This window comes from Zhihengliuella alba (genome assembly GCF_039538765.1).
Taxonomy (GTDB): domain Bacteria; phylum Actinomycetota; class Actinomycetes; order Actinomycetales; family Micrococcaceae; genus Zhihengliuella; species Zhihengliuella alba.
In genome coordinates this window covers 992,713-1,016,192 of sequence record NZ_BAABCJ010000001.1, presented here as the reverse complement: position 1 = coordinate 1,016,192, position 23,480 = coordinate 992,713, and the positions used below count along the sequence as shown (strand labels likewise).

Below are 23,480 nucleotides of genomic sequence, written 5' to 3'. Positions count from 1 at the left end.
GGCCCTAGTAGGCTCCGTCCTTCCCAACGACCGCCTTGGCTGTCTTGGCCAGGATGAGCAGGTCCTGCGTCAGCGACCAATTCTCCACGTAGTAGAGGTCGAGCCGGACACTGTCATCCCAGGAGAGATCTGACCGACCGCTGACTTGCCAGAGGCCGGTGATACCTGGTTTCACCATCAGGCGACGATCGACATACTGCTCGTACATGGCAACTTCGGAGGGTAGAGGCGGACGGGGACCGACCAGACTCATATCCCCGATGAGCACGTTCCAGAGCTGCGGCAGCTCGTCCAGACTGTAGCGTCGTAAGAAGGCCCCGATTTTGGTCACTCGGGGATCGGTCTTCAGCTTGAAGAGGACTCCATTGCCCTCACTGAGCGTCGCGAGGTTCTCCAGCTGCTCTTCGGCGTCGACGACCATAGATCGGAACTTGTACATCCGGAACGTTTTGCCGTCTTTTCCAACACGCTCCTGGTGGAAGATGGCGGGGCCCTTGTCCTGGGTCTTGATCGCGAGAGCGATCGCGAGGAAGACGGGGGATAAGACGATGAGCGCAATGGCGGCCGCGACTATATCGAAGGCGCGCTTGGTTGCTGCCTGCAGTCCCTCAAGTTTGGGAGTGGCGACGTGGATCAGGGGAAGTCCGGCGATCGGCTGGGTATGTATACGCGGGCCCGCCACATCCGTCAGCGCCGGAGCCATAATCATGCTGACCTGTCGTGACTGTAACTCCCAACCGAGCTGCCGAACGGCTGTGGGATGCAAGTCGGAACCCGCCGAGATGGCCACGGCGTCAATTGCCTTGGCGTCGATCACCTGTGTGATCGACGGTACGGACTGGTTCCGTGCCAGGAGTGGTACCGAAAGCGATGCCAAGGCTTCAGGTTCGGCTCGAGCGGAGAGGACAGCTCCGACGGGCACGTACCCCGCGCCAGGGGCGAGGCGCAGCGATTTAGCCAGGTGATCTACGGCATCCGGGGCGCCGATAAGGAGCAATCGCCGCGTGTAGATGCCGGCTCGCCTGCGATGAAGGAGGTAGCGCCGGAACGTCCACCGTCCAATGAGGAGGAGACATAAACCCAGCGGGAGCGCGACGCCTACGTAGCCTCGGGCCGTCTCGATCCTGAGGGCGTAGGACAGAATCGCAATGGCACCGAAGAGGGCGAGCGATGAGGCGGACACGCGCTTGTACTCTTCGCTTCCTGAACCGAGGATCTTGACGTCTCGACTGTTCCAGACTTTGAGCACGACGATCCAAGCGATGCCGATAGCGACGCCAAAAGTGGTGTAACTAAACTCGATACGATCGCCTCGCGTGAAGATCGGCACAGACGCATCGGTTCCGAATCTGATTAGATGCGCGATGCTGATGGCCGTGATCACTGCTACGGCGTCGACGAAGGACAAACGACGGGGAAGCGATGCCCGCCAGTCCGAATTCTTATAAGCCATGATGGCTTCCCCCAGATGAAGACCTCTATTTGGTTGCTGCGTCGTAGTGTCCTCCGCAGTGCGGTGACAGCGACTCGGAGTTCAGAGACGAATCACGTTTGCTCCCTCTGCTCGCCCGCGGCAGTCCAGCGTCCTCCGGGAACTTGCGACGATTCCGGCGAGGTCGACGTTAGAGTGGTCCTGCAGAATCACGACCAAATCCGCTTCTGCGGCTGCCTTCACGACATCGGGTGAGCAGGTCAGGGGGCTAGCTGGGGCCTTCCAGTGAGGCACGTGCGGGTCGAAGTAATGCAAGTCGGCACCGGCCGCTTGAAGCAATGAAGCGATTGGGGCAGATGGAGATTCGCGTTGGTCCGCAATGTTGGGCTTATATGTTACACCTATCAACAGAATGTTAGAGCCCTTGATCGATTTCATGTCGTCGTTGAGAATTTCGGAACAACGAGAGACGACATAGCGTGGCATCGACCCGTTGATTTCCTGGGCTAGTTCGACAAACCTGAAGGGGTAACCGAGGACCTTCTTGACCTGATATCCAAGGTAGTTGGGATCGATCGGGATACAGTGGCCGCCAACGCCAGGACCGGGGTGGAACGCCTGGAAGCCAAAAGGCTTGGTCGATGAACCGCGGATTACGTCCCATATGTCGATGTCCAGCTCATGACAGAACTTCGCCATCTCGTTGACGAGTGCGATGTTGATATGCCGATAAGTATTCTCGAGTAATTTGGCCGTTTCTGCCTCTCGAGCCCCCTTCATCGGAACAACTACATCGACGAATGTCTTATAGAACTGGGTCGCCTTCCGAGTGGCTTCGTCTGAGACTCCGCCCACTAGTTTCGGCGTGTTTTCGAGCCTGTAGTTGCGGTTTCCCGGGTCGATTCTCTCCGGGGAAAATGCCAAATGGAAGGTCTCGCCCTGGACAGCTCCCTTGGATTCCAGAAGCGGGAGAAACAGCTCCTCGGTCGTGCCAGGATAGGTTGTCGACTCCAGCACGACGAGGCACCCGGACTTCATATGCGCGGCGATGGCCTCGCCCGAGGAGACAATCGCGCTTAGGTCCGGGCTCCCATCCTCGCCGAGAGGCGTTGGAACGCAGACGACGACGACGTCGGCCCGACTGATTGAGCTGGGATCGCCCGTGGCGCTGTAGCCCGCCTCGAGCATGTTGCGCACATCTTCGTCTGGAATGTCATCGACATGGCTTGAGCCGTTATTGAGGCGGGCAACGGTGCGAGGGTTCGCGTCCAGACCAGCGACCGAGAACCCGGCCCGTGTTGCCGCTCGGGCTAGCGGGAGGCCGACATAGCCCTGCCCTATGACTACAAGCTGCTTCGTCAATGCTGGTTCCTCCTGCGCGTGTTGGCCAAGGTCGGCCAACAACCGCCGAGCCCCCTGTCACAAAGTGTACGCGTCAACCAGGGCGCGACGGCGTTGCTGGGATACTGGCGGTCGGCCGTGGCCACTAGGATGGGGAGCCGGAAGACACATCGGCCAGGGGGAGTCAGAGTGAAGGAAGTTCTTCTTGGCGTCGGTCTTGTGGTGGCCGTTGTCATTGGCCTTGCCTTGGTGCGCCTAGTCTTGCCGAGGGTGTCGCTCCCAGTATTGAGTGCGATCGCTATTCTAATGGCAGTCGCCGTTCCGCGTTCGGTCGTCGAGCTCGTTCCCCATACCAGCGATGTTTTCTCGACCCTTGGCCCGCCTGTTCCCACTGTGACGACCTACGGGGCGGTCGTCGCCGGATGCCTTATTGCTTTCTTGCTCGAGCGACGCCACGTTCCCGTACCCGCGATGTATTACGTCTTCATTGCCTGTGTCGCCGTGGGCCTGTGGACGGTGTGGGAGGGAAGCGCCCTGCAGTGGTCGGGGCTTATCGCTCTCGCCCTCGGAGTCCTTGCGTGGGCTTTTGGCCGGGTAGTCGGCCGCGAGATTTTCGCCAACAACGCATCGGCGCGATACCTCATGATCGCGATGGCTGGGATTCTGACGCTACAGCTTGGTGTGTCGGCCGCGCAGTTGCTGGGGCTCGAGGTTCCGTCCTGGCTGACAGGTACGGATCGAACTCTCGAGGGCTTGATCGGCCGTGCCTCGGGTACAGTCGGGCACCCAGCCAATCTCGCGAAAATCGCGTTCATTACTTGTTTGATCGCGCTCCCCTTCACGCTCTCCAAGGGACGAAAAGTCCGATTCTGGGCGTGGACGGTTGTTGGCCTCGGACTTGTCACATCCGGACTCACCATCAGCCGGGCCAACCTGGCCGCTCACTTTCTTCTCATTGGGCTCTGGATCGTCACGCTTCCCGGCAAGGCCCGCTTCATGGTTCGACTCGCTTCCGGTGTCGCCTTGGCAGTCTTGGCCCTGATTTTTCTGCCACCACTGCTCGAGCGGTTCGAGATGGATGAAACGGGTGGGCAGCGGCCTGTCTTGCTGGACGCCGCGTGGATGCAGCTGTCCCAGAACCTGTGGACGGGGACCGGCCCTAACTCCTATATCTCCGTTGTTGGCGGATTCGACGCAGCCACAGCATCGGGCCTGCCGGTCCACAACGCATTTCTGCTTTATACAGCTGAGCTCGGCTTGACGCTAGCTGTGGTTTTTTACGCCCCAATCCTGCTTCTCCTCCTGCGCTCGTTGAGGCGCGCGGGCCGACGAGGTTCGCAGCTTTCCGCCGCGAAGGTTCTCGTCTTCGCCTTGCCCGGATACCTGATGATCACGTTGACCGGTTGGAGCCTGATGGCAAACTTCAGCCTTGTCGCAACGATGCTGACTTTCGGAATTCTCGATGCGGCAGTGCCGAAGAGAGGTACCCAACGCTCGGAGCGCCGAGCCAGGGAGGACTCTCATGGGGCCAGTCCGATGTCTGAGGAGAGCTCCCGAGCGAACGAGGACCACGGCAAACGGATGGCAGCGCTGTGATACAGCGGGACGCTGGTGGCCCTCGAGTCCTCATCACCGTTCCACCGGGGGGCGCGTCGGGGAACCCGTTCATCGACTTGTTGACTGATGCTGTCGGCGCGGCAGGCGCCCGCCCCGTGAGGTTCACCTGGTTACGCGGCATATGCGGACGATACGACGTGGTGCACTTTCACTGGCCCGAGCATCTGTTCATCGCCTCGTCAGTGCGGAAGCGGCTCCCCAAAATTGTCGTGGGCATTGTGTTCCTCCTGCGATTGGCTATTTCGAGGGTCCCTGTTGTTCTAACGCAGCACAATCTGGCGACTCATGAGAGCGTTCCCGGCTACGTTAGATTCTTTAATTCGTGGGTCGGGCGGATGGTAGACCTGCGGGTGTACCTGAACGAGTCCCCGGAGAACGACATGAGTCGTGGACTCGTCATCTTGCACCCTGTTTACCCGCGACGGGGTAACGAAGTGCTGACGCAGGTGGTAGGGCCGGTAATTTCGACCTTCGGCTCGCTACGGCCGTACAAGGGCCTTGAGGGGTTACTTGAGGCATTTGCACTGGCGAAGGCCACGGACTGCGTGCCCCCAGAGTCGAGTCTGATCATTGCAGGTCAGCCGTCATCGCCTGACTACGCTACGCATATCTCGAAATTGGCGGAGGAGTGTCCCGGAGTCGAGTTCAGGCCGGGGTATGTGGACGATGCGGATCTAGAAGATTTAATCGAAGGATCGAGGGCAGTCATATTGCCTTACAAGTCGATGTACAACTCGGGCGCCGTGATACTCGCTTTAGGGCTAGGAGCCCGAGTGCTCATTCCGAGCAGCCCATCCACCGAGTCGCTGAAACGTGAGTTCCCGGCTGCGGTGTCCACCTACGAGGGCTTACCGTCGAGTTCGGACGTGGCCGAAGTCCTGGCCCCACGAAGCGAAGATTCGGTTGACAGCAGTTCCTTCCGCCGGCGGCGATCCCTGGACGCCGTAGGCCGGCTTCATGCAGATCTCTACGTCGGTCTGACGCGCCTCCCACGTCGATGGACACGGGATCGGCGTCGCCGTGTGGCGCTGGATTCAGTTCGGCGGAAACAGGAGTTTGTAAGCCATTCAAGGCTCAATGCGAGCATGAATGCGATCGAGAGGCATTCATGACGAAGCACGTAGTCTTCGCCGATCACAGCAGCGAGCTCGGTGGTGGCCAGCTGGGGCTACTCCGGTATTTGGCCCAGCCCAGCCGGTTCAAACGAAGCGTCGTCGTCCTCGGAGAAGGACCGCTCGCTGGGCGTGTACGTGACTTGGGCATCGATGTCAGGGTTATGCCGGGCGTCAGTACATATGCAGACAAGGTGAGATCTGCGGGTCACCTGCAGTCCACTATTCGATCTATGGCGCCGGACGTCGTCGTCGCTAACAGCTTGCCTGTCGCTAATATTTTGGGTCTGCGATCGGGTCAGGACTATATCCGTATCGCCTACCTGCGGGAGGACCTCTCAGTTCCCTCGCTGCCTGGCCGACTCAAGAGACTCGCGATGTTCAAGCACACGCTGGCCGGATTCGACGGATTCTTGGCGAATAGTTCGTACACAGCCTCGACGCTTCCCCGTGGACTGCAGGGACGTCCAACAGAGGTAGCACATCCCGTCTCTGGGACTGGTCGGGCGACGTGTCGGGAGTTCCCAACAGGCGAATTTACAATCGCATCCCTGAGCAGACTGGATCATTCCAAAGGCGTCCACGTGCTTCTTGATGCAGTTGAGCACCTGGTTTCCAACGGTCTGAATGTAAGGGCCCTGATTGCCGGAGGGTCTGCACATGCTGATCCCCGGTATGCCGATGACCTGCATCGCCTGGCCGATGAACGGAGCCTACCGGTTGACTTCTTGGGCCATGTCGACAACGTGCAAGAGGTCCTCGAGCGATCACACGTCCTCGCACTGTGCACATTGCGGCCAGAGGCCTTCGGCCAGGTGATGGTACAGGCGATGGCGTCCGGACGTCCGGTGATTGCGACCGCTATGGGTGGGCCTGTCGAAGTATTAGGTCCAAGTCGGGCGGGCCTGCTCGTGCCTCCCGGCGATTCCCGCGCCCTCGCCCGGGCCATTCGGGGCCTCCATGACGACAGGGAGGGCCTGAGCGCAACGGCGCGTCTGGGAATCGCAGAGGCCCTTCGTTTCACGGACGACGTCACCTCGGCCAGACTGGACGAGGGCATCTCCAGGATCGCCGAAGCTATCGAGGCAGGGAACACGGGTGGTTGACCTCTACGCATGGAATCCGAGACGCCCGGTCATGCGGGGACCGCTGGGCCGTCTCATCCCCTTACGGCGTCCTGTCAACAATTTCGGCGACCTTCTGGGACCGCAACTCGTCGAGCGCATGCTCGCAAGTCGGGGGCTCAGGATGGACCAGGGGGCCAAGAACGTCAGGCTGTTCTCAATAGGCTCGGTGATGCACGAGGTCGGGAACGCTGATCATGTTTGGGGCTCAGGGGTCAACGGCAAGGAGGTGGCCCGGGACTACACCGTTTCGGGAGCACAATTTCACGCAGTCCGGGGACACCTCACCAAAGCTTTCCTCGACGAACGAGGTGGGTCCGTCCCCGAAGTCTACGGAGATCCGGGGATCCTGACGGCCAGGTACTTCCCAGCCGCGAACCTCGGAAGACCGCTCTTTCAATCCGATTACACCATCGTGCCGAACCTCCATGACTACAGATCTATGGCGGGAGCACCGAATGTACTGAATCCGAGAGCGCCGCTACTCGAATGTCTCGCCACAATCGCCACGAGTCGATTCGTGGTGGGGTCGTCCCTTCACGGATTGGTAGTGGCGGAATCGTACGGGGTGCCAGCGAGACGCATGGTTTCGTCGGCCGAGCCCGATTTCAAGTACGACGACTACTACTCGGGCACAGGCAGGCGCCCGCAGCAGGCTGCCTTCTCTGTCGAGGAAGCGTTGGACCTCGGCGCCCCTGATTCGCCGGAGGGCGACCATGAGCGCCTCATCTCTAGTTTCCCGTGGCACTTGTGGGGCACCGACCAGGCCAGCGGATCATGACGCTCGCGTCCGACGCACATCATGCTCGACGAGGCGTAGCCACTACTGCGGTCTCGCAGAGCGCCAAATTTGCTCTCCAGCTCCTCTCGACCATAGTCCTCGCCAGGCTATTGGCTCCGGCAGATTTCGGGCTTTTCGCGATGGTTTTCGCCGTGGCTGGCCTGACTACTGTCATTGGGGATTTCGGGTTGTCCTCCGCGGCGATCCAGGCAAGGGCCCTTTCTGCACAGCAACGTACCAACCTGTGGTGGATGAGCGTCGGCCTCGGGTTGTTCCTCTGGGGCGTTCTCTGGCTTGTGGCTCCTTGGGTCGAGAGCTTCTACGCCAAGGCCGGCGTTTCGGAGATGCTCCGAATCCTTGGAGTTGGATTCGTCGTTTCGTCCGCCAGCGCCCAATACGTCGCCGACCTGACGAGAAGATTGCGCTTCGGCTGGCTGGCCGCCTCGGAGGTGGGGGCGCTGATCGTGGCTTTCGGGCTCGCTGTCCTATCAGCGCTAGCCGGCGCGGGTGCCTGGTCCCTGGTCATTCAACAAGTGACTTACGCGGTCGTTCTTCTGGTCATGGCTGCCGGAGGAGGTCGCTGGCTCCCGGGCCTCCCCAAGGCGGCACCGATGCGGTCCCTCGTCGCATTCGGCGGCAACACTCTGGGTGTCCAGCTGCTGTCATACCTGAGCACCAACATCGATTCGATGGTGCTGGGGCGGGTGGCAGGTCCTACGCAACTCGGCTTGTACGACCAGGCATACCGCCTCTTCAAAGTCCCCGTGCAGCAGATCGCCGCACCGTTGACGCGAGTGGCGCTCCCGCTGTTGGCTCGCCGCCAGGATGATCTTCGAGAGTTCTCCCGGTATGTAGTCGTCGCGCAGACCGCGTTGTCCTATGCATTAGGTTCCGCATTCGTTGTCGGCGCAGCCTTGGCCGAACCTGTTGTAGGCGTTCTACTGGGAGCCCAATGGGACGCCGCAGTCCCGTTGTTCGCCATTCTCGCCATCGGCGGCGTTTTCCAATCGATGGGCTACGTCTACTACTGGATCTTCTTGGGGCTCGGGATGACGTCCTTGCAGCTACGCTACTCACTTGTAACGCGGACGATCATGATCATCGCAATTGTCGTGGCGGTTCAATGGGGCGCCTTCGGTGTCGCCGTCGCAGTTGCCGCTTCGTTGGCCCTCAACTGGGCCGTACTCTCGCTGTTCCCTCTGAGGCGGACCGGGCTGGCTGTCCGAGAAATCGTCGGGAGCGCATGCCGCAGTTTCGTGGTCCACGCCGTAGTCGCAGCAGCGCTGCTGGCAACGGACACACAGTTGCTGGCTGCATTTTCAGATGTCTTGCGCCTCAGCATTGGTCTGGTCCTTGCCGCGGTGCTCTACACGGTGATTCTGATAATGGTGCCTGTCCTCCGACGCGATGTTCGCCCGATAATTCGACAGGTGCGCTCCAGACGGGCCTAGCCGGAAGTGCTCGTGCGAGTGACTTCCTCGAGAAGGTGCGCCGCCGACAACCGCCAGGAGAATCGAGCCGAGTTCTCTCGGCCGTGTTCCCTGAGTTCGGTGCGCAAATGGTCGTTCGAGGCCAGCTCGTTGAGTGCTCCGGCGATCGACGAGGTATCGAGCGGGTCGATGTAGAGCACGCTGTCACCGAGGACTTCCGGCATGGAAGCCGTCTTGGAGGCGATGACCGGGGCGCCGGCCGCTTGCGCTTCGAGCGGCGGGATGCCGAATCCTTCGTAGAGTGAGGGGAAGACGAATGCGAGGGCACCCGCATAGGCATCGGCGAGTTCCGAATCCGACACGCGCCCAAGGTATCGAACGCGGGTGGATCCGGGGACCTCACGCTTGGCGAAGCTCTGCGACTGCTGCCCGATGATGCGCAGCTCGATATCGCTTTCGTCGCCCGCTGTGAACACTTCGAAGGCCTGCTCGAGCCTGTCGAAGTTCTTGTGGATATTGGGCGAGGAGACAGCGAGGAAGTAGGGGTGCTCAGGGGCGCCCGGCGTGGCCCGCACGCTCCGTTGGGACTTCTGCGCGAAGATCGCCGACGGTGCGTTGGGCACGACGATGATCTTCTCGGGGTCAACCTTGAAGTGCTCGGCAATCTCCGACCGGGAGAACTCACTGACTGTGATGATCCGCATTGCTGACTTCAAGAAGAATGGTGCGAGAACCCGGTAGAGAAGCCGGAACTTCCAGGAGAAGCTCTCCGGGTACCTGACGTAAGTGACGTCGTGATGAGGCGCGAACTGGCGCTTGTAGAAGGCCGGCGCCGTGCTGCTGAGACCGATCAGAAGGGGAGAGCCATGCCGCTTCAGGTGGAGGGGGAGATCGACCTGCTCCCACAGATGTCCTCCGGTTCGACCCACCTCGGTGACGGGGGCCCCGACGAGGGGGCCGTCGGCGCGGGGACGGACGCCGCGAGGCACCAGGATCTCAATCGGGAAATCGGCGAGCTCCAGCAGGGCAGCGGTGATTTCCTCGGCAAAACGTTGCACACCGGTGACCGGCTGCCCCAGGAAACGGCCGTTGATGACTACGCTCTTCTTGCCGTCCTTCACTGCCCAGACCTGCCCCGTGCTACGAGCTCCTCCAAGTAAAGTCCATAACCGCTCTTGGCCAAGGAACTGGCGCGCTTCAGCAGGTCTTCATCGGTCAAGTAGCCTCGCCGCCAAGCGATCTCCTCTGGACAGCCGACCTTCAGGCCCTGCCGGTGCTCGAGAGTCCGGATGAAGTTGGAAGCGTCGTTGAGGGAGTCGAACGTCCCCGTGTCGAGCCAAGCGGTCCCGCGCGGCATCAGACGCACGCGAAGCGCCTCGTCCTCCAGATAGAGGCGGTTGAGGTCGGTGACCTCCAACTCGCCACGCGGCGACGGGCGGAGCGATCGGGCTCGTTCGACCACAGAATTATCGTAGAAATAGAGTCCCGGGATCGCGTAGTTGCTCCTGGGTTCCAGGGGCTTCTCCTCCAGGGAGATGGCCTGTCCTGCGTCGTCGAACTCGACGACACCGTAGGCGCGGGGGTCCTTCACCCAGTAGCCGAAGATCGTGGCACCGCGACAGTCGGTGAGATCCTCGAGACTCAGACCGAGGCCTGGGCCGTAGAAGATGTTGTCACCTAGGACCAGCGCCACAGAGTCGTCGCCGATGTGCTCCTCGCAGAGGAGGAACGCCTGCGCGAGGCCGTCCGCCGACGGCTGGACCCGATAGGTCAGCGATACACCGAACTGGCTGCCATCACCGAGGAGACCCTGGAACAACGGCTGTTCTCGTTCAGTAGTGATGATCTCAATGTCAGTGATGCCCGCGAGCATCAACGTCGACAACGGGTAGTAGATCATCGGCTTGTCATAGACCGGGAGGAGCTGCTTGCTTACCCCGTGGGTGATCGGAAAGAGACGGGACCCCGTCCCTCCCGCCAGAATGATGCCCCGCACTGTTCCCCCAACTCGTCCTCAGTGGTACCCGGATTCACGTGATCCAAGCCGCTCTCAGCGGATAGCTTCCCACATCTGTTCGATACCGTCGCCCAGTGGACGCGGACGCGTCACCTCGAACTCCGTGAGGACGAGGCTCGGGTCCAGCACGCTCCGGTCCACATAGGTGGCGGGGTTCTCCCCGACATGCTCGACCAGTGGCAAGCCGGTGACGCGGCGGACCAATGAGAGGACTTCGCTGACACTGTGCCCGGTCCCGCTGGCGATATTGAAGATGCGATGGGGGGACGGCGCCAGCGAGGCCGCGAGCACCTGCTCCACCAGATCGTCGATATGGAGGTAGTCACGGATGGCGTTGCCGATGCGATGGAATGGCTCGTCCCGGATGGCTTTGCTTAGAGCAACGGCAATGAGGCCGCGAGGCGCTGGGATCATCTGGGCGGGTCCGTAGGGATTACCGATTCGCATGACCCGGTACTCCAGACCGTGCTCCAGGCGGAAGTACTCGAGGTAGCTCTCCATAGCCGCCTTGCCGATCCCGTAGGGGGAGATCGGCCGCAGGGGAGCGCTCTCGTCGATCCGTCCCTTTCCGGCGACCGGGCCATAGACCGTCCCACCGGACGATGCGTAGATCATCCGCCGAACTCCTGCCGCAGCCGCTGCGGCGGCGAGTCGGACCGACAACGCCAGATTCTCGGTGATGTCCCGGAGCGGCTCGCCCGCCGCGGTAGCCGGCGTTGTCGTAGAGAGGAAGTGGAAAACCACCTCGACGTCGGCCAGCGCCCTGGCCATGGCCTCTTCATCGTCCAGTGTGGCGCGATGTTCATCCACGCCGTTGGCCTGATACCTCCGCGGGGAGCTGAAGCGGTCCAACACACGGACCGAGTGCCCGTCGGTTGTGAGGGCGTCGACCAGAGCGGCACCCAGGAAGCCGTTTCCCCCTACGACGAGGACGTTGCTCATGCGGTCGCCCCGGCGTAGATGTCGAGAGTCTGCCGCCCCACGCCCTCGTCGGTCAACGACCGGTGCGCCCAGACCCGGGCGGCATCGGACATGCGCTGGCGAAGCGTCGCATCGCTCAGCAGTTCGCGGGTCCTGCGGATCAGTTCGGCGTCATCGGCGCACACGTAGCCGGAGATCCCATGGCGGACAGCGTCCCTGTTGCCCACGGTGTCGGAGACGACAGAGGGGATTCCATGCGCCTGGGCCTGCATCAAGGCCATTGGCATGCCCTCCCAGAGTGTCGGAAAGAGGAACACATCGACGTCGGCAAGCTCATGCCGGAGTTCGACGGGCGAGAGCCACCCGGTGACTTCCACGGGAGCGTCGCCGATCCAGCGCTCCCTGTCCTCGTCGGGGCCGCCACCGATCCAACGGAACTCGGCCTCCGTGCCGAGCTGGCGCGCGACCTCCGCGAAACGCCATGGCGCCTTCTGGTGGCAGATGCGCGCGATCGTCGCCACGCGGAGTCGGCGCCCGGTGCGCTGCTCCGGTGCCGCGTCGGTCACCTCGCCGGGGTCGACGCCCGTCTGGATGAGGGCGCTCCGCCGGGGGGAGACTTGATGGATGCCGTAGTCGTACTCACTGCGGCTGGTGAGGACCACAGTCGCTGGTCCGCGAGCCAGGATCTTCTCGACAAGGATGAAGCCGCGTCTCGCCCAGACCGGAAGGTCCAATCGCAGAAAGGCCCATCCATGCGGGGAGTAGAAGACGCGCCGGCCTCGACGACCCAGGGGCACGGCGAGGCGGGCGAGTGCGCCGGCAATCGAAGAGTGGGCGTGCACGTAGTCGACGTCTCCACGGCGAAGGCGGCCTCGGATGGCGAGCGCGAGCTGCAGCAGACTAGCTGCCCGCGACCCCGACGCGTACTCGACCAGACGGGTCCCCGCAGGGAACTGGCGCTCCAGAGAGGTTGCGTCCGGAGTCTCGGGGCGGCGCAGGTAGTGCACTTCCACGTTGGCGCCCTCAGCCGCCTGCCGACGCGCGATGGAGGCGATGACGGTCACGATGCCGCCGCCCATGGCCTCGGTGACATGCGCGATGCGGCAGGAAGGTGATGGCATGGCAGGCCCCTAGTCCGATAACGACGGGGCGCTTCACCCCCGCGAGTCATTCTATGGTTCTCCTTCCGGGCGCGGACGACGATGTCAGGCCCGATACGGAACCTGGTGCGGCTGCGTTCGGTAGTCTCATTCCATGCGGAAATTGCTAGTAACCGGTGGGGCGGGCTTCATCGGCTCGAACTTCGTCCACTTCGTCGTCACCCAGACGGACGTCGACGTCGTCGTTCTGGACAAGCTCACCTACGCCGGCAACGCGGACTCCCTGGCCGGGCTGCCGGAGGACCGCGTCCGTCTCGTCGTCGGCGATGTCGCCGATGCAGAACTCGTCGACGCGCTGGTCGCCGAGGTCGACGCCGTCGTGCACTACGCCGCAGAATCGCACAACGACAATTCGTTGCACGACCCGTCGCCTTTCGTCGAGACGAATCTCGTCGGAACGTTCCGGCTCCTAGAAGCCGCTCGCGCCCACGGCGTCCGCTACCACCACATCTCCACCGACGAGGTGTACGGAGACCTGGAACTGGACGACCCGTCGCGATTCACAGAGGAGACGCCCTACAACCCCTCGAGCCCGTACTCGTCGACCAAAGCCGGCAGCGACTTGCTGGTCCGAGCGTGGGTCAGGTCCTTCGGATTGCAAGCCACCATCAGCAATTGCTCCAACAACTACGGCCCCTACCAGCACGTCGAGAAGTTCATCCCACGTCAGATCACCAACGTCCTGGACGACGTGGAACCCAAGCTGTATGGCGACGGGCTGAACGTGCGCGACTGGATCCACGCCGACGACCATTCGTCGGCCGTGTGGACCATTCTCCAGCGCGGCCAGATCGGGGAGACGTACCTGATCGGTGCCGACGGCGAGAAGAACAACAAGGAAGTCGTGGAGACGATCCTGCGCCTCATGGGCCGCGCGCCGGACGCATACGAGCACGTTCGGGACCGTCCCGGTCACGACCTGCGCTACGCGATCGACTCGTCGCGTCTGCGCACGGAGCTCGGTTGGCGGCCGAGCTACACGGACTTCGAGGCCGGCCTGGCCGCGACCATTGACTGGTACCGGAGCAACGAGGCCTGGTGGCGCCCCAGCAAGGCGGCGACAGAGAACAAGTACGCGGCAGTCGAGGCCGCCCCGGCCGCCCAGTCCCACTAAGGACCCAGACGTAGTGAGTTCAGAGCTTCATGAGACCGGCCATGCCGTCCCTTCGAGACCTGCGGGTGAGTGGGAGCGGGTGGCCGAGATCGACCTGTCCGCCGTCCGGCACAACATCCGGAGGATCAAGGACCTAGTGGCCCCGGCCCGGGTCATGGCCGTGGTCAAGGCCGACGCCTACGGGCACGGCGCGGAGCGCGTGGCCAGAGTCGCGGTCGACGCCGGTGCCGCGTGGCTGGGCACGGCCCACGTCTCCGAGGCCCTGGAACTGCGCGCGGCCGGGATCGAGGCTCCCCTTCTCGCCTGGCTGCACACTGCGGGGACCGACTTCACCGCCGGGATCAACGCCGGCATCGACCTGGGCGCCTCCGGCTGGGAGCTAGAGCGGATCGCCGCGGCCGCCGAGGAAGCGGCTCAGCCGGCGCGCGTCCACCTGAAGATCGACACCGGGCTCGGCAGGAACGGTGCAACCGCCGACCAGTGGGAGGACGTCCTCGACGCCGCCATGGGCTACCAGGACGACGGACTGCTGCGCGTAGTGGGTGTGTGGACCCACCTGGCCGTCGCGGACGAGCCCGACCGTCCCGAGACGGACGAGCAGCTCGAGGCGTTCCGCGCCGCTGTGGCGCTGGCGGAGAACGCCGGGTTCGACCTGGAGCACCGGCACGCAGCCAACACGCCGGCGCTGCTGTCCCGGCCCGATTCGCACTTCGACATGGTTCGGCTCGGCCTCGGCGCCTACGGCCTGAGCCCGTTCGCGGATCAGACCTCAGAGGACCTGGGGCTGCGGCCCGCCATGACCTTGAAGACCCGGATCGCCAATGCGAAGCGCGTCTCCGCAGATCAGGGAGTCTCCTACGGGCTCCGCTACCGGACCGCCGAGGAGACCACGTTGGGCCTGGTCCCGCTGGGGTACGGGGACGGCATCCCTCGGATCGCCGTGGAGGGACCCGTTCAGATCGACGGGCAGCGGATGCTCTCCCGAGGGCGGATCGCCATGGACCAGTTCGTCGTCGACGCCGGGCCGGACGTCGCCCCCGAGGCCTTGCTGGGTCGCGAAGTGGTGGTGTTCGGACGCGGCGGACCATCAGCCGACGAATGGGCCCTGGCGGCCGGGACCATCAACTACGAGATCGTCACCAGGATCAGCGGGCGCGTCCCGAGGACCTACGTGGAAGGCAGCTGGGGTGAAGCCGGTGAGGAATGAGGGGAACGACGACGCTCCGCGTTGGACAGCGGAGATCGAGAGCATCGATGCCGACACCACGCGCAGCTTGGCGGAGCGGCTGGCAGGCAACCTGGTGCCAGGCGACGTCATCCTCCTCTCCGGCGAGCTCGGCGCCGGGAAGACGACATTCACGCAGGGACTCGGGAACGGTCTCGGCGTCCGGGAGGGCGTCATCTCACCGACCTTCGTCCTGGCCCGCATCCACCCGTCGCTGGGAGACGGACCCGACCTGGTCCACGTTGACGCGTATCGGTTGAGCTCGGCCGAGGAGCTCGACGACATCGACCTCGAGTCCACGCTGGGGTCCTCGGTCACGGTGATCGAATGGGGACATGGGAAGGCCGAGCACCTCTCCGAGTCGCGTCTCGAGATCCATCTCGCCCGTGCCACGGGGAAAGACGCTGGCGATGAATTAGTCTTCGACTTCGAGGAGACCGACGACGCGGACCCGAGACTGCTGCGGATTCGAGGCTTCGGGCCCCGGTGGGAGCACAATCCGCTGACGTAGACGCCTATGGACTGAAGAGCTGATTCAGAAGCGGGAGACTCGCAGGATGAGGCCGAGGACCGTGTCCACGGTCCCGACGACGGTGTCCTCCACGATCTCCAGCAAGGTCTCGTCCGTGGGATCGGCGGCTCCGCTCTTGCCGGGGCCGCCGCACTTCTCGTGCCACGCCGGCTCGCACTTCGGCGGCGGTGTCGGCTCGAGGGTGGGCACGGGTGTGACCGTCGGCGTGGGATCCGGAGTCGGGCTCGGCACGAGCGTCGGCGCCGGCGAGGGAATCGGCTCCGGGGTGACCGTCGGAGCCGGTGTCGGCGACGGAACGAGTGTCGGCTCGGGTGTGGCCGTGGGCGGCGGCTCCGGAGATGGGCTCGGCACCAGGGTGGGCGTCGGCTCCGGCGTAGGAGTCGGGTCGGGAGTCGGGCTTGGCACGAGCGTCGGCGTCGGCTCCGGGGCACCGGTGGGCGATGGTTCGACTGTCGGAGTCGGGGCCGGAGTCAGTGTCGGGTCGGGAGCCGGGCTCGCCGTCGGTGTCGGCTCGCTTGTCGGACCGGGGCTCGGAGTCGGCACAGCGGACGCAGAAGGCGACTGGGCCGGAGACGCGGTGGACGGCGGCGTCACCGGAGGCGCCTCGCTGGGGCTCGTCTCGCTCAGGGCCGGCTCGGATGACGTGGCCGGCGCGGCCGGCGGGTCCGGCGGGTCCGAGGGCACCGTGAGCGGAGCACGAGGAGCCGGCGGCGGCAACGGGGCCTCGGGTTCCGGTGGCGCGGGCTCCAGGGGTGCAGGCACTGGTTCGATGGCAGCGGGGGCCGAAGCCGCGTCCGGTCCCTCGTGCGGCGAGGGGGCGGACTCGGCGGGAGGCGGCGCGTCGGCCGGCGGAGCGGGTGCCGCCGCGCCACCGCCGGCGGACTCCCCGCCCGGGCCGGCGGGAGCCGCCTCGCCGGCATTCCCGCCGCCCTCGGACGCGCTCGAGACCGCGGCCTCCTCCGCCCCGAAGAAGCCCCCGGCCACTGCGACCCCGCCGACCACTGCGGCGGCCGCCACGGCCGCACCGACCACCACGAGGGTGACGCCCTGGGTGCTGCCCAGGAGGCCTGGCTTCGGCGCGGTGGCGGCACCGGCCCCGGCAGCCCCCGCGCCGGCGGCTCCCGCGGCCCCGGCCACGAGACCGGACACGGGCAGCCATCCGAGGAAGGCGGCCGCGCCGGTCCCCAGGAACAGCGGCGCGATCACACTGTGCATGGCGGCGCTGACGTCCTTGAGCTGCATGACGGCGCTGAAGCAGGCGGAGCAGTGCTCCAGATGCTCCTCGTACCGCTGCTGCTTCTTCGCCGAGAGGGAGCCCCGCAGGTACGCGGCCGTCCGGTCCGCCTGGGAGCAGCCCTCGAAGGTCTGCGCGTTCATGTGGGCGCTGAGGTAGGCCGCCCGTAGCCCCTCGCGGGCCCGGACACCGATCGCCGAGACGGCATTGGCGGACGAGCCGAGCTGGGCGGCCAGGTCCGCGGGTTTGGCACCCTCGATCTCCAGGTGCCACAGGACCAGCTGCCAGCGTTCCGGCAGCGACCGGAACGCCTGGCCGAGCAGCTCCGACTCGAAGCTGTCCATCACCGGGTCCGCGTGGTCGGTGTCCTTCTCGAAGAGCTCGATCGAGTCCGTGTTCAGCTCGCGGTCGTCGGCCTGGTTCATGCGCAGGGCGCGGCGCGAGACGCAGGTCAGCAGGTAGGGGCGGAAGGCCTCGTCCGGACCGCGGCCGGCACGGAGGAGCTGCAGCATCGCGGAGAACGAGTCGGCCACCACGTCCTCGGCGAGCGAGGAGTCGAAGAGCCGCCAGCGGGCCGTGCGCAGGGCAGCGTCGTAGTGCCGCTGGTAGAGGGCGGCGTACGCCTCGTCCGAGCCGTCGCGGGCGGCCCCGATGAGTTCGGCGTCGGTCGCCGACTCGTGCTCTTGCATCGTGGGCCTTTCACATCCCGGAGTCCCCAACGAAGTCCGATCCTCATTGTGCCACCATGACCGCCGGAAGTCGCCGTCGCGCGAGCCCGCCCCGGCATCTCTCAAGTCGGGGTCAAGACTTCGGCACGGCCCGCTCAAGAGGCTCAAGAAAAAGTTTGCAAAACCGCGTCACGTTCCACCCGGAGCTGGCTCTTAACGGGCATGAAGACGAACGAGAGAACCGCAGCCGCCAGCAACCAGCCGCGCGTCGTCGTCGCACAGTGCGAGCGCGTCGCCCGGGAAGTCACGCTCTCCCTCGGCCAGGCCAACGGCCTGTCGATGGTGCCCGTCGAGAGCGCCCGCGCCGTCGTCGAGCAGGTCAGCGCCGTCCAGCCCCAGCTCGTGGTGCTCGACTCGCGGCTGCCGGACGCCACCACCCCCTATCTGATCCGGCAGCTGCGCGCGCTCACCCCGGCGCGGATCGCGGTCATCGCCTCCCACGGGGACATCGAGACGCGCATCGCGAGCTTCGAGGCCGGCGCGGACAACTACATCGACACCGGTCTGAGCCCACGCGAGCTGCGGGCCCGCCTGCGCGCGCTGCTGCGCCGGGACGCCTTCGCCCAGCCGGCCAAGCGGCCCTCCACCGTGCGCAGCATCTACACGTGCGGGGAGCTGACGGTGGACCCGGCCGGCCACCGCGTGACCGTGGGGGTGGAGGACGTGGAGCTGACCCGCACCGAGTTCTCCATCCTCATGGCCCTCTTCGCCGCGCAGATCCAGGGCGGCCGGGTGCTGGGGCGGGAGGCCCTCATCCACCGGCTCGGAGGCACCGAGGCCGACCGCTCGGCCCAGCGGACGCTCGAGGTGCACATGGCCAACCTGCGCCGGAAACTGGGGGAGAAGGCGAGCGCGCCGCGCTGGATCCGCACGGTGCGCGGCGTCGGCTACCAGTGGGTGGAGCCGATCCAGGCGATCGAGGTGGACGGCTCGCAGTCCGCCCGCGGCGCCAAGGACGAGGACGCGACCGACGGGGACGAGGGACCCCGCCGCCGCCTGCACCTCGTGGGCTCGGCCGGGTAGTCGCCGGGCGGCGGGCCGGCCCGTCGGCGGCCGGTCCGCCTTAAGATGGGCAGCATGCTGATTCTCGCCGTGGACACCTCCGCCCTGGCCACCGCCGCGCTGCTGCGCGTGCATGACGACGGACAGGCCGAGGTCCTCGAGTCCTTCGCCGCGACCGAGACCAACGCGCACGCTGAGGTGCTCGCCCCGGCCATCGGCGGGATCCTGGAGCAGGCCGGCATCGCCGGGAACCAGCTGGACCGCATCGTCGTCGGCGTCGGCCCCGGCCCCTTCACGGGCCTGCGCGTCGGCCTGGCCACGGCGCAGGCGCTCGGCTTCGCCTGGCAGGTGCCGGTCGGCGGCGTGGTCAGCCTCGACGCGATCGCCTGGCAGGTCGCCCGGGGCGCCGTCGAGGGCGGGGGAGCGGAGGGACGGGAGTCCCTCGCCGGGGAGTTCACGGTCGCGATCGACGCCCGGCGTCGCGAGGTCTACTGGGCCCGGTACGACGACGCCGGCCGGCTCCTCGACGGCCCCCACGTCGGCGCCGCGGACGGCGTCCCGGCCGGAGCTGTGGTGGGGATCGGCGCCTCGCTCTACCCGGAGGCACTCGAGTCCGCCGGTGCCCATGCCGTCCCCGGGCTGGACCGGCTCCAGCCGCAGGCGGCGGCACTGGGCGCGGCCGCGGCGGAACTCCTCCGCACCGGCGAGGCCCTGCGGCCGCCGGTGCCGCTGTACCTGCGCGAGGCGGACGCCAAGGTGCCCAATGCCATGAAGGGACGCACCGCGTGAGCTTCACCCTCCGCGAGATGACCGCAGCGGACCTGGACACCGTCCACGCCCTGGAGCAGCGACTGTTCCCCGAGGACGCCTGGCCGCGGGACGCGTTCGAGGCCGAACTGTCCCAGCCGCAGACCCGAAAATACTGGGTAGCAGAAGTCGACGGGAGCATCGCGGGCTACTGCGGCATGATGTGCGCGCTGCCGATCGCCGACGTGCAGACCATCGCCGTGGTCCCGGAGCACGAGGGGAAGGGCATCGGCAGTGCCCTGCTGACCGGGCTCATCGAGGAGGCCCGGGGCCGCCGCGCGCGCGACGTGCTCCTGGAGGTGCGCGCCGACAATGCCCGGGCGCAGGCGCTGTACGAGCGGTTCGGATTCCAGCGGATCCATGTGCGCCCGCGGTACTACAAGGGCGGCGTCGACGCTGTCATCATGCAGTTGGAGCTATCGGGCGCACCCGGTGTCTGAGCGCCGGCTGGAGCCCCGCTGAAAACAGATCCGGTTCATTTATACGAACGCGTGACAAAAGCGGTGGACTCGCTCTAAGATCTCCTCAACGGTCCATGGAGGACCGTTTTCTTATGTTGGGGGATCCCATGGGCCAGGAAAACACTCGCAAAGCCCGCGCCATCATGGCCGGCGGCCTCGTTCTCGGCGTCGGGGCAGTCGTCACGCTCGCCGCCTGGACGGACTCGGAGTTCGCGGAGGGCCTCTTCACCGCCGGCTCGTACAACCTCGAGGGCTCGGACGACGGCACCACCTACGCCGACCAGGACACCGCGGGCACCGCGCTGGACCTGACGTTCAGCGGCCTGTTCGCCAACTTGACGGCCGACACCACCGTCCACGCCGCCTACTGGCTCCGCCTCGACGCGGCTACCACCACCGACGGCACGCTGACGCCGGCCGGGGTCACCGCCACGGACACCGTCACGGGCACGGCCAACGCTGGCGCCATCAGCTACGAGATCATCCAGGTCACCGCAGGGGACTGCGAACTGGGCACGGCGACCGGCACCGTGGTCGCCTCCGGCACCACGCTCAACGCGCAGGAGGTCGCCAACTCGGTGGACCTCGTCGCGAACGCCGCCGGCACGCCCGGCACGGCCGTGCCCCTGTGCGTCTCGGTGACCACCGGACCCGAGGGCACGTTCCTCGAAGGCGGGAATACCTCCGCGGTCTGGCAGTTCACCTCCGTGAGCGACTAGCCCGTGGGGCCCGAACCCGGCCGCGCTGAGATCGGGACGGACTCCGGTATCCGGGCGGTCTCCGGTACCGGGGCGGACGGCAGCGGCCCGGCCAGTGGGCGCGCAGCCAGTCGGCGGGAAAGCCGGACGCAGGCGCGGCGTCGAGCGCGCCGCCCTACCGGCCGCAACGCCTGGACGCGCGTCCGCGCCCTCCTGGCCGGAGGGCTGGTCCTCGGTGTCGGCACCACGCTGACGCTGGCCGCGTGGACCGACTCCGAGTACTCGGCCGGGACCTTCACTGCCAGCGTCTTCGGGATCGAGGGCAGCACCGGCGGAGTCTTCGCCGAGCATGCGACCACCGGAACCGCGGCGGCCATGTCCTTCGACGCCGGGGCCATGTCGCCGGGCGCCGTCGCCTACGGCTTCCTCGACGTGCGCACCACCGCGGCGTCGACCGTCGGCGGCACCGCAGCGCTCACGGAATCCGTCCCGACCGGCAGCACCCTCATCACGAACAACCTGGTGTACCGGGTGGCCGTGGTGCCGGCCGGCACCGCCTGTTCGGGGGCGGCCTACGGGGGATCCGACACCGGTGCGGGCAGCGTCTTCGCGGGCGCGAGCGGACCGCTCGGCTCCGCTGCGCAGGACACGGTCCGGTTCTGCTTCCGGGTGACCATGGCCGCCGGTACGCCGAGCACGGCACAGGGCCAGAGCGGCACCATCACCTGGCGCGTCACCGGCACGTCGAGCTGACGGCCCAGCGGCGCATGCCGCACCCGGACCACATGACGATCCAGATCAGGGCAGGGGGAGTATGAGCAGGCAGCGCACCACGGTGCTCGGCGTCCTCGGCGGCGCCCTCCTCAATGTGGCCGCCGCCGCGGGCGCGGTCTGCATCCTGCTGGCAATCGCCGCCGTCTTCTTCAACGTCTCGGTCATGCTGTTCAAGACGGGTTCCATGGAGCCGACGATCCCGACGGCGTCCGCGGCGCTCGTGCGCGAGATCCCCGCCGCAGACGCCCGTGTGGGCGACATCGTCACCGTCGAGCGGCCGGGCCTCATGCCGGTCACCCACCGCATCACGTCGATCGCACCGGCCGGTGACGGCGGGGCCTACACCCTCACCATGCAGGGCGACGCCAACGAGCAGGAGGACCCCTTCCCCTACACCGTCGCCGAGGTGGGACGTGTCTTCTTCCACGTGCCCGGCGTCGCCAACGCGGTGGTGTGGTTCGGCAATCCGTGGGTGCTCGGCTCCCTGACCATCGCGGCGTCGCTGCTGGTGGTCTGGGCGTTCTGGCCCCGCGAGCCGAAGGAAATGGGCGCGCCGCGACGCCACCGGCGCCACCGGAGCAACTCGAGCCGACCGGGTCGCCCGAGTCGCCGGAGCGAACAGAGCCACCAGAGCCACCGGAGCCACGGGGCGCCGGTGGCCGGGGTCCTGGCCCTCCTGGCGGTCCCGGCCGTGGCGGCCGCCGCACTCGCCGTGCCCGCCTCGGCGGGGGCCGAGGCGGTCGGCGGGGCGACGGCGCGCGTCCACACGGACGTGATCCGCAGCGAGCACATCACGCTGACGTCCCTGACGGTGCCGGACCTGATGGCGGACATGTCTCCCGGTGAGATGGTGCGCTGGATCGTCGGCGTCGACGTCCACGCGCAGGAGCCGACCACCTGGTCCGCCACGCTCTCGTCCGTCTCGGACCGCGGGCTCCCGCTGCAGGTGCGCTCGCGCAGCTGCGACGAACGGTGGGAGGCGGCCGCCGACTCGTTCACCTGCCCCGGCACCGAGACGAGGCTGTCCGAGCGGTCCCTGGCGCTGGGTGGCGAGGAGGCTGTCCAGCTGGTCGATGCATCCCCTATGGGACAGACCGTCTGGCTGGCCTTCGAGGTGAACATCCCGGATGCCGCCGCTCCGGCCGCGGGCAGCAGCCAGGCGCTCCGCGTGACCGTGGACGCCATGGGCGAGGAGGTCTCGGCCGTGCCCGGCGGTGACGGTCCGGGCGCAGGCGGCGCAGGCGCCGGCCCGGGCGGTTCGGCGTGGGGGATGCTCCCCGATACCGGGGCGGCCCTCCTGCTGGCCCTGTTCGCGGCGCTCGCGGCCCTGCTGGCCGGCCTCGGGCTGTCCGCGCTCTCCCGAAGGCTGCGGTCTCCCCGGAGGCTGCGGTCTCGGCAGCCGGCGGAGCCGGAGAGCGCAGTCGGCCCGGCCGAGACGCGATCGCCCGGGGGCGGGGTGTGAAGCGGCGGGCAGAACCGCACCGGCTCCCAGTGCGCCGGCGGCTCCTGCTGGCCCTCGCGGGCACGGTGGCGCTGGCGTCCGTCATCGGCGCTGCCGTGCAGCCCACCGAGGCGGCGTGGGTCGACGGAGAGTACGGCACCAGCGGATTCGCCGCCGGCGTCGTCCAACCGGCGACGAACCCGCAGTGCGCCAAGGCGAGCCTGACCACCGTCCGCTTCTCCTGGGCGAACGCCACGGGCGGGCTGACGCGGACCGGCTACCGCTGGGAGCTGCGGCAGCCGGACCTCCTCGGGCTGCTCCGCACCACCGCCACCGGGACCCTCGCGCCCGGCGCCACCTCGGTGCAGCCACAGATCAACCTCACGGCGCTGGGCACGGGCGAGTTCCGGCTCTACGCGGTGCACCGGCCGGCCGGGAGCACCGTGGACTGGGAGTCCGTGGCGCTCGTGGACAACCTCACCGTGGTCACGGCGCTGCTGGTCAACTGCTAGCGCGGACCGCCCCGCCC

The 23,480-nt window shown here is 66.3% G+C and carries 21 protein-coding genes; 14 read left to right on the top strand and 7 right to left on the bottom strand.

The window, feature by feature from the left end:
• Positions 1-4: 4 nt before the first annotated feature.
• Entirely contained in the window at positions 5-1,453 is a 1,449-nt protein-coding gene (locus ABD784_RS04485) for a sugar transferase (RefSeq protein WP_344880526.1), read from the bottom strand.
• A gap of 81 nt (positions 1,454-1,534) precedes the next feature.
• Complete coding sequence (locus ABD784_RS04480; protein WP_344880523.1) at positions 1,535-2,794, bottom strand: nucleotide sugar dehydrogenase; 1,260 nt, start codon at positions 2,792-2,794, stop codon at positions 1,535-1,537.
• Positions 2,795-2,962: 168 nt separating this feature from the next.
• Between ABD784_RS04480 and ABD784_RS04475 the strand changes: the two genes are divergently transcribed.
• The 4 genes from ABD784_RS04475 (at position 2,963) to ABD784_RS04460 (ending at position 8,858) form a co-directional block, all read left to right on the top strand.
• Positions 2,963-4,369 (top strand): O-antigen ligase family protein, encoded by a 1,407-nt coding sequence (locus ABD784_RS04475; RefSeq protein ID WP_344880520.1) that lies wholly within the window; start codon positions 2,963-2,965, stop codon positions 4,367-4,369.
• Positions 4,370-5,387: 1,018 nt separating this feature from the next.
• Positions 5,388-6,608: a glycosyltransferase family 4 protein gene (locus ABD784_RS04470; RefSeq protein ID WP_344880517.1), complete on the top strand. Its 1,221-nt coding sequence runs from the start codon at positions 5,388-5,390 to the stop codon at positions 6,606-6,608.
• The gene (locus ABD784_RS04465; protein WP_344880514.1) at positions 6,601-7,407 is read left to right on the top strand and encodes a polysaccharide pyruvyl transferase family protein; all 807 of its coding nucleotides are present in this window, start codon (positions 6,601-6,603) and stop codon (positions 7,405-7,407) included. Before ABD784_RS04470 ends, ABD784_RS04465 begins: the two co-directional genes overlap by 8 nt.
• A complete protein-coding gene (locus ABD784_RS04460; protein ID WP_344880512.1) occupies positions 7,404-8,858 on the top strand; it encodes a lipopolysaccharide biosynthesis protein in 1,455 nt (484 codons plus the stop codon). The genes ABD784_RS04465 and ABD784_RS04460 overlap by 4 nt, the downstream gene beginning before the upstream one ends.
• Here ABD784_RS04460 and ABD784_RS04455 read toward each other — a convergent pair.
• The 4 genes from ABD784_RS04455 to ABD784_RS04440 are packed head-to-tail and all read right to left on the bottom strand — an operon-like array spanning position 8,855 to position 12,896.
• Positions 8,855-9,958, bottom strand: a complete 1,104-nt coding sequence (locus ABD784_RS04455; RefSeq protein ID WP_344880509.1) for a glycosyltransferase family 4 protein — start codon at positions 9,956-9,958, stop codon at positions 8,855-8,857. The two genes, ABD784_RS04460 and ABD784_RS04455, sit on opposite strands and share 4 nt — an antisense overlap.
• Entirely contained in the window at positions 9,955-10,833 is an 879-nt protein-coding gene (gene rfbA, locus ABD784_RS04450) for a glucose-1-phosphate thymidylyltransferase RfbA (RefSeq protein ID WP_344880507.1), read from the bottom strand. The genes ABD784_RS04455 and rfbA overlap by 4 nt, the downstream gene beginning before the upstream one ends.
• Positions 10,834-10,887: 54 nt before the next feature.
• Positions 10,888-11,796 (bottom strand): NAD-dependent epimerase/dehydratase family protein, encoded by a 909-nt coding sequence (locus ABD784_RS04445; protein WP_344880504.1) that lies wholly within the window; start codon positions 11,794-11,796, stop codon positions 10,888-10,890.
• Positions 11,793-12,896: a glycosyltransferase gene (locus ABD784_RS04440; protein ID WP_344880501.1), complete on the bottom strand. Its 1,104-nt coding sequence runs from the start codon at positions 12,894-12,896 to the stop codon at positions 11,793-11,795. Before ABD784_RS04440 ends, ABD784_RS04445 begins: the two co-directional genes overlap by 4 nt.
• Positions 12,897-13,029: 133 nt before the next feature.
• Between ABD784_RS04440 and rfbB the strand changes: the two genes are divergently transcribed.
• Genes rfbB through tsaE form a run of 3 tightly spaced genes read left to right on the top strand, consistent with a single transcriptional unit; the run spans position 13,030 to position 15,785 of the window.
• Positions 13,030-14,049, top strand: a complete 1,020-nt coding sequence (rfbB, locus tag ABD784_RS04435) for a dTDP-glucose 4,6-dehydratase (protein WP_344880498.1) — start codon at positions 13,030-13,032, stop codon at positions 14,047-14,049.
• Positions 14,050-14,062: 13 nt separating this feature from the next.
• Positions 14,063-15,256 carry an alanine racemase gene (gene alr / locus ABD784_RS04430; RefSeq protein ID WP_344880495.1) on the top strand — a complete coding sequence of 398 codons (1,194 nt, stop codon included), beginning with the start codon at positions 14,063-14,065 and terminating at the stop codon, positions 15,254-15,256.
• Complete coding sequence (gene tsaE / locus ABD784_RS04425; RefSeq protein ID WP_425582919.1) at positions 15,246-15,785, top strand: tRNA (adenosine(37)-N6)-threonylcarbamoyltransferase complex ATPase subunit type 1 TsaE; 540 nt, start codon at positions 15,246-15,248, stop codon at positions 15,783-15,785. The genes alr and tsaE overlap by 11 nt, the downstream gene beginning before the upstream one ends.
• Positions 15,786-15,809: 24 nt before the next feature.
• On the opposite strand, the gene ABD784_RS04420 is transcribed toward tsaE, so the two are convergent.
• Positions 15,810-17,729: a sigma-70 family RNA polymerase sigma factor gene (locus ABD784_RS04420; RefSeq protein ID WP_344880492.1), complete on the bottom strand. Its 1,920-nt coding sequence runs from the start codon at positions 17,727-17,729 to the stop codon at positions 15,810-15,812.
• 201 nt (positions 17,730-17,930) lie between these two features.
• On the opposite strand from ABD784_RS04420, the gene ABD784_RS04415 reads away from it, so the two are divergent.
• From ABD784_RS04415 to ABD784_RS04385, 7 genes are all read left to right on the top strand, one after another.
• Complete coding sequence (locus ABD784_RS04415; RefSeq protein ID WP_344880489.1) at positions 17,931-18,791, top strand: winged helix-turn-helix transcriptional regulator; 861 nt, start codon at positions 17,931-17,933, stop codon at positions 18,789-18,791.
• A gap of 54 nt (positions 18,792-18,845) precedes the next feature.
• Complete coding sequence (tsaB, locus tag ABD784_RS04410) at positions 18,846-19,559, top strand: tRNA (adenosine(37)-N6)-threonylcarbamoyltransferase complex dimerization subunit type 1 TsaB (RefSeq protein WP_344880486.1); 714 nt, start codon at positions 18,846-18,848, stop codon at positions 19,557-19,559.
• Positions 19,560-19,576: 17 nt separating this feature from the next.
• Positions 19,577-20,017, top strand: a complete 441-nt coding sequence (gene rimI / locus ABD784_RS04405) for a ribosomal protein S18-alanine N-acetyltransferase (protein ID WP_344881320.1) — start codon at positions 19,577-19,579, stop codon at positions 20,015-20,017.
• A 128-nt stretch (positions 20,018-20,145) separates the two neighbouring features.
• Positions 20,146-20,757, top strand: a complete 612-nt coding sequence (locus ABD784_RS04400; protein WP_344880483.1) for a SipW-dependent-type signal peptide-containing protein — start codon at positions 20,146-20,148, stop codon at positions 20,755-20,757.
• A gap of 3 nt (positions 20,758-20,760) precedes the next feature.
• Positions 20,761-21,489 carry a SipW-dependent-type signal peptide-containing protein gene (locus tag ABD784_RS04395; protein ID WP_344880480.1) on the top strand — a complete coding sequence of 243 codons (729 nt, stop codon included), beginning with the start codon at positions 20,761-20,763 and terminating at the stop codon, positions 21,487-21,489.
• Positions 21,490-21,550: 61 nt separating this feature from the next.
• A complete protein-coding gene (locus ABD784_RS04390) occupies positions 21,551-22,972 on the top strand; it encodes a S24/S26 family peptidase (protein ID WP_344880477.1) in 1,422 nt (473 codons plus the stop codon).
• Positions 22,969-23,463 (top strand): hypothetical protein, encoded by a 495-nt coding sequence (locus ABD784_RS04385; RefSeq protein ID WP_344880474.1) that lies wholly within the window; start codon positions 22,969-22,971, stop codon positions 23,461-23,463. The genes ABD784_RS04390 and ABD784_RS04385 overlap by 4 nt, the downstream gene beginning before the upstream one ends.
• Positions 23,464-23,480: the final 17 nt, after the last annotated feature.